Raw genomic sequence first — 6,027 nt, forward strand, 5'->3', positions numbered from 1 at the left:
TGGAGGCGGCAATGACGTCCTACGACGTCCGCGCTCCGAGTTTACTGACGCCTGATCGGCGTGCGTGTGTCGGCCGAACCGCGACGACGTGTGGTGGAGCGTCCCGCGTTGCTACATCAGGACGTCCGGCATCGCGGCCGGCAGGGTAAATCGAAATCGGGCCCCGCCGCACTCGGCGCGATCCACGCCGATGCTGCCCGCGTGCGCCTGCACCAGGCCCTTGACGATGTACAGCCCCAGGCCGGTGCCACCGCGGCGGTTTCCGCGCCAGAACCGGGTGAAGACACGGTCGAGGAGTTCGTCCGGGATACCCGGGCCCTCGTCGCTCACCGTGATCTCCGTCCCGTGCGCACCGGGCGCGGACCCGATGGAGACCGCGCGCATCTCGATGGTGACGGTTCCCGCGCCGTGGCGCACCGCGTTTTCCAGCAGGTTGCCCAGGATCTGGTCGAGCTTGTCGGCGTCCAGCCACATGCTCGGCAGCGGCCCGTCCACCACGAGCACGAAGCGCTCGTCCGGCAGGCCGTTGCACTCCATAGCGCGCAGGTGCCGGTGCACCGCCTCCTCCATGTCCACGACCTGGCGGTTCAGTTGCAGCCGGCCCGCGTCGATCCGGGAGATGTCCAGGAGCTCGGTGATCAGCCGGGTGACCCGGTCCGCGTCCGCGTCGACCGTCTCCAGCATCAGCCGCTTCTGCTCGTCGGTGAACCGCTCCCACTTGGCCAGCAGGGTCGCGGTGAAGCCCTTGACCGAGGTCAGCGGCGAGCGCAGCTCGTGCGCGACGGTGGCGATCAGGTCGGAGTGGCCGCGCTCGATCCGCCTGCGCGCGTCGGTGCAGCGCAGCGACACCACGAGCTTGGCCAGCGGGCCGTGCGGTCCCTCGGGGCGCACGAAGGACGCGGTGACCAGGATCTCCCGGCCGGCCAGGAGCAGATTGCGCTCCGGCTGCCGGGTCCGGGTGCCCAGGCCGCCGTACGGGTCGGTGCACACCCACCAACGCCTGCCCTCGAGATCCTCCAGCGGCAGCGCGTCCGCGATGTGTTTGCCGAGCGCGTCCTCGGGACGCGTCCCGGTGATCCGGGCGGCGGCGGTGTTGAACGTGACCACCATGCCGTTCTCGTCCGCGATCACCAGGCCGTCGGGCAGCATGTCGGCGTCCATCGGCCCCCTTCCCGTTTCGGGCCCGAGGGAGTTCCGGGCCGGACACACTATCCCAACGCACGACGTGCCGTCCGGATGCGCCGGACGCAACGGATTCGTTCCCCCACGACCGGTGGTCAAGCCGGGAACGTCGGCGGCATCACCGGCCGCGCGCGCCGGAGCGGCAACCCCCGCGCCCGCGTTGCGCGCGGGCGGACGCGTACAGACACACGGCCGCCGCGGTCGCCAGGTTCAAACTCTCGGCCCGCCCGTGGATCGGGACTCGCACCACGGCGTCGGCCAGCGCCCGGGTCTCCTCGGGCAACCCCCACGCCTCGTTGCCGAATATCCACGCGGTGGGCCCGCTCAGCCCGCCCGCGTCCAACTCGCCGTCCAGGTCCGCGTCCCCGGCGCCGTCGGCGGCCAGGATCCGCAGCCCGGCGGCCCGCAGCGCGGCCACGGTGTCCTCGATCCGGGCACCGGTGACCACGGGAAGGTGGAAGAGGCTGCCCACGGAGGCGCGCACGGCCTTGGGGTTGTACGGGTCCACCGACGCGTCGGTGAGCACCACGGCCTCGGCACCGGCCGCGTCGGCCGCGCGCAGCACGGTGCCGGCGTTGCCGGGGTCGCGCACGTTGGCGAGGACCGCGACCAGCTCCGGCCGCGCGGCCATCGCGCGCTCCAGCGGTACGTCCACGAACCGGCACAGCCCCACCACGCCCTGCGGCGTCACGGTCTGGCTCATCGCCGCGACCACCTCGTCGGTGGCGGTGAACACCGGGACCCGGGCCGCGGACGCGCCCGCGACCAGATCGGGGTAGCGCTCGGCCACCTCGGGGGTGATGTACAACTCGCGCAGCGTCCCGGACAGGGCCACGGCCTCGCGGACCGCCTGCGGCCCCTCGGCCAGGAACAGCCGCTCACGGGCCCGGAAAGCACGTTTGGCGAGCCGCCGGGCCGCCGCCACTCGGGGTGATCGGGTGGACGTCAGCTCGGGGCTCGCCATCGCGTTACCGTTCTCTGCTCTCGACCTGTAACGACGTAAGAAGTACCGCGACATCGACGACGTGAGTCGGCGATCAGGCCGCGGCGTCTTCCTTCTTCGCGTTGACATCGGCCGGGAGGGCCTTCTGCGCTACCTCGACGAGGGCGGCGAACGCCGGGGCGTCGTTGACCGCGAGCTCGGCGAGCATCTTGCGGTCGATCTCCACACCGGCGGCCTTGAGGCCCTGCACGAAGCGGTTGTAGGTCATCCCGTTCAGGCGGGCAGCGGCGTTGATGCGCTGGATCCAGAGCTGACGGAAGTCCCCCTTCCGCTTCTTGCGGTCGTTGTAGTTGTAGACCATGGAGTGGGTGACCTGCTCCTTGGCCTTCCTGTACAGACGGGACCGCTGGCCGCGGTAGCCGGACGCCCGCTCGAGGATGACGCGGCGCTTCTTGTGGGCGTTGACTGACCGCTTGACGCGTGCCACTTGATGAACTCCTTGATGTCAGACCGCGGTGTGTCGACCGCGGCCCGGGTAAGTCTGGGACCGTCGCCGGTCGCCGACCGGTGGGTTCTCGTCAGCCGGTGCGACGACTGCTGCCTACTACTTCTTGAGCAGCTTCTTGATCTTCTTGGCGTCGGCCGGGGCCACCTCGACGACACCGGCGAGGCGCCGGGTCAGGGTCGAGGGCTTGTGTTCGAGAAGGTGACGGCGACCCGCACGCTGACGCAGCACCTTGCCGGAGCCGGTGATACGGAAGCGCTTGCTGGCACCGCTGTGGGTCTTGTTCTTCGGCATGTCGCCGCAGTCTCCTCGTCGTGCCGCACCCGCCCGGTGGTGACCGGGCAGGCACAGGTGTGTTTGCAAATCGGGCGCGGGGCGACCCGTTCCGGGTCAGACCTGCTCTTCGGCCTTCGACTCCGCGTCGCTCGCGACGGGGGCCTCGGTGACCGGAGCGGCCTCGGCCGGTGCGGCTTCGGGAGCGTCCGCGGTCTCCGTCTCGTCGGGGTGATCGTCCCCGGACTCGACGGCCACACGGCGCGCGTCCTTGCGAGCCGCCTGGGCCTCGCGGGCCTCGGCCATGGCCTCGGTCTTCTTCTTGTGCGGGCCCAGAACCATGATCATGTTGCGGCCGTCCTGCTTCGGGTTCGACTCGATGAACCCGAGGTCCTGGACGTCCGTCGCGAGGCGCTGCAGCAGTCGGTAGCCCAACTCGGGCCGGGACTGCTCGCGACCACGGAACATGATCGTGATCTTGACCTTGTCGCCCTGCTTCAGGAACCGCTCGACGTGACCCTTCTTGGTGTCATAGTCGTGCGGGTCGATCTTCGGCCGGAGCTTCATCTCCTTGATGACCGTGTGCGCCTGGTTCTTGCGCGCTTCACGGGCCTTCATGGCCGACTCGTACTTGAACTTGCCGTAGTCCATGAGCTTGCAGACCGGCGGCCGGGCGTTGGCCGCGACCTCGACGAGGTCGAGGTCGTACTCCTGGGCAAGTTCCATGGCCTTGGCCAGCGGGACGATTCCGACCTGCTCGCCGCCAGGACCAACGAGTCGCACCTCGGGGACGCGAATCCGGTCGTTGATGCGGGGCTCGGCGCTGATGGGGCCTCCTCATACCTGAAGCGACCGCGGGCGAAGCGGCCACATGTGTCTCGGTGTAACTTCCCCCCGAGCCAGGTTCTCCGTGAAGCCATCCAGGCAACGCGAAAAAACCTCGCACGGTTGCATGCGAGGCTCCACCACCGGCTGACGAAGCCGCCCAGGGGCGGCGAACGTGGAACGAACACACACGAAGTGCGTCGCACCGGACCGGTACCCGTCGTCCGTGAGGTCGATCGGGTGGGAGACGGAGCCTCCGCTTGCAGGCCGGGCGTGCAGATGCCCGGTCGGTCGATACATCACTCTACCACTGGCTCGAACATGGCGAAGGGCCCCGTTGTTCCCCGATTCCGGGGCATACCCGAGACTGGGCACATGAGCGAGAGCGCCCCACTTACGTCACCCGGCCACACCGACGACTTCGCCGGCCACCCCGACCGGGTCGAGACCATGACCCGGGACATCGCGGACGTGCCGGCCGTCGAGGTCATCACCACCTTGTCCGTGCACCTGATGAGCGCGGCGGCGGTCAAACTGGGCCTGGCCGAGGACGGCGAGGCGCACAAGGACCTGGACGAGGCACGCAAGCTGATCACCGCCCTCGCGGGCCTGGTCACCGCCGCGGCCCCCGAGGTCGGCTCCTACCACGCGGGCCCGCTGCGCGACGGCCTCAAGACCCTGCAACTCGCCTTCCGCGAGGCCTCCACCCACCCGGACCAGGCAGGCAAGGGCCCCGGCGAAAAACTCACCGGCCCGGTCCACACCTGACCCACCCACCCCGCGCCGGCCCAACCCACCCGGCGCGGGGACACCCCATCAACCCGGTCGTCGCGGGGACAACCCACCCGGCACGGGGGCGCCCCGTCCAACCGGCCCGGGCCAAACCACTCAGCCCGTCCGGCGTTTGAGGACAAGCGGGCCGCAGGCCGACCCACCCCGGACGGGCGCGCAGCAAACCGCACCCGGCCGCGACCGACCCAGCCCGGCGCCCACGCGGAGCAACCCGGCCGGACTACCTGGCCGGAGGCCCCCGCCCGGGTTCATCGTGCGAAGAGTGGTTCCACGTCCAGGGCGCTGCCGGGAGGCAACATCGCCAGGTCCAGGCCGCGATCCAGGCGCGCGCGCACCACATCGTCCTCGGCCAACCGCCCCACGATCCGCCGCGCCGCCTCGGTGACCTCGGTCGGCGCCGCGGCCGCGACCAGGCTCAGCGTCAACTCGTGGCCGCCGCCCTCGGTCAGGTACACCGCCGAGACCGCGTCCTCCTCGGCCACCGCCGCCCGTACCGCGCCCAGGATGTCCGGGTCCCGATGCGGCGCCAGGTGTGCGCGCCCCTCGGCCACCGCCCGCAGCCGACTCCCGCTGAGCTCGTACGGATGCGGGCCGGCCAGATCCAGCAGCAGCGTGTCCGCCTCCTCCGCGTACGCGGCGTGCGCGGCGCGCGCGGCCTCGACCGGAATCGGCCGGGCGTCCGAGCGCCAGCGGGCCAACGCCGCCACCGAGGTGAACGCGGGCAGCGCCCGGCGCCCGTCCGGCCCCTGGATCGTGGGCACCGCCATGTCGCTGGACTTCTCCCGGCGCAGCTCCCCCGGCGCGACGTCCTCCTCCTCGGTCAGGATCGCCACGACCGGTACCAGGAGCCGCGCCCGGCACAGCGCCCGCGAGACCGCCTCGTCGTCCACCTCCCGAGCCGCCAGGGCCTCGGCCAGCGCCGGGTCCGCGCTGCCGTCGTCATCGGGAAAACCGGTATCGGGAATGCTCTTGCCGCTGAAATCCACCCGTCGACTGTAGACCCGCCCCCACCACTCCTCACCCCAACCAGCCCCACCCCACCCCAAACCCCACCCCCGCACACCCACCCCAACCCCCAACCCCGCACGCCCGACCCGACCCCGCACGCCCAACCCGAACCCCAACCCCGACCCCGCACGCCCAACCCGACCCCCGACCCGACCCCCGACCCCGCACGCCCAACCCGACCCCCGACCCGAACCCCGACCCGAACCCCGACCCCGCACGCCCAACCCGACCCCCGACCCGAACCCCGGCCCCGGCCCCGGCACACCCACCCCAAACCAAACCCAACCCCGCACACCCCCCGGCGCGTCAGCGCCCCCGACCTCCGCCAACCCAAGTGATCGACGCGCGAAGCGCGGAGAGCGGCGGAGCCGCAGACTTTGACTTCGTGGCCCGGAGCGAAGCGCAGGGACACGAAGTCACGAGCGAGGCGCCGCCTTTTTTCTCTCCTCCGCTTCGCTCCTCCGAGAAAAAAGTCCCTGGGCCTGGCCGACGACGTGCT

At 71.1% G+C, this 6,027-nt stretch carries 7 protein-coding genes; 1 reads left to right on the plus strand and 6 read right to left on the minus strand.

The genetic code is table 11. From position 1 onward, the window contains the following. Positions 1-111 precede the first annotated feature (111 nt). The 5 genes from ACWCPW_RS03345 to infC form a co-directional block, all read right to left on the minus strand. Positions 112-1,161: an ATP-binding protein gene (locus ACWCPW_RS03345; protein ID WP_449759868.1), complete on the minus strand. Its 1,050-nt coding sequence runs from the start codon at positions 1,159-1,161 to the stop codon at positions 112-114. Positions 1,162-1,300: 139 nt separating this feature from the next. Next, positions 1,301-2,146: a TrmH family RNA methyltransferase gene (locus ACWCPW_RS03350; RefSeq protein ID WP_449759869.1), complete on the minus strand. Its 846-nt coding sequence runs from the start codon at positions 2,144-2,146 to the stop codon at positions 1,301-1,303. Positions 2,147-2,219: 73 nt separating this feature from the next. Beyond that, positions 2,220-2,612 (minus strand): 50S ribosomal protein L20, encoded by a 393-nt coding sequence (gene rplT / locus ACWCPW_RS03355; RefSeq protein WP_020552013.1) that lies wholly within the window; start codon positions 2,610-2,612, stop codon positions 2,220-2,222. Between the two features lie 117 nt (positions 2,613-2,729). Next, on the minus strand, positions 2,730-2,924 hold the full coding sequence (gene rpmI, locus ACWCPW_RS03360; RefSeq protein WP_078978620.1) for a 50S ribosomal protein L35: 195 nt from the start codon (positions 2,922-2,924) through the stop codon (positions 2,730-2,732). 96 nt (positions 2,925-3,020) lie between these two features. After that, positions 3,021-3,686, minus strand: coding sequence for a translation initiation factor IF-3 (infC, locus tag ACWCPW_RS03365; protein WP_449759870.1), 666 nt, complete (start codon positions 3,684-3,686; stop codon positions 3,021-3,023). A gap of 417 nt (positions 3,687-4,103) precedes the next feature. Between infC and ACWCPW_RS03370 the strand changes: the two genes are divergently transcribed. Then, complete coding sequence (locus ACWCPW_RS03370; protein ID WP_406294272.1) at positions 4,104-4,496, plus strand: DUF1844 domain-containing protein; 393 nt, start codon at positions 4,104-4,106, stop codon at positions 4,494-4,496. Positions 4,497-4,768: 272 nt separating this feature from the next. Here ACWCPW_RS03370 and ACWCPW_RS03375 read toward each other — a convergent pair whose 3' ends face one another. Beyond that, on the minus strand, positions 4,769-5,506 hold the full coding sequence (locus tag ACWCPW_RS03375; protein WP_449759871.1) for an SseB family protein: 738 nt from the start codon (positions 5,504-5,506) through the stop codon (positions 4,769-4,771). Between the last annotated feature and the right edge of the window lie 521 nt (positions 5,507-6,027).

This window comes from Embleya sp. NPDC001921 (assembly GCF_053594475.1).

Coding starts and splice junctions, on each gene's coding strand:
- ACWCPW_RS03350 (WP_449759869.1), bottom strand. CDS start 2,146: ATGGCGAGCCCCGAGCTGACGTCCACCCGATCACCCCGAGTGGCGGCG.
- ACWCPW_RS03370 (WP_406294272.1), top strand. CDS start 4,104: ATGAGCGAGAGCGCCCCACTTACGTCACCCGGCCACACCGACGACTTC.
- rpmI (WP_078978620.1), bottom strand. CDS start 2,924: ATGCCGAAGAACAAGACCCACAGCGGTGCCAGCAAGCGCTTCCGTATC.
- ACWCPW_RS03345 (WP_449759868.1), bottom strand. CDS start 1,161: ATGGACGCCGACATGCTGCCCGACGGCCTGGTGATCGCGGACGAGAAC.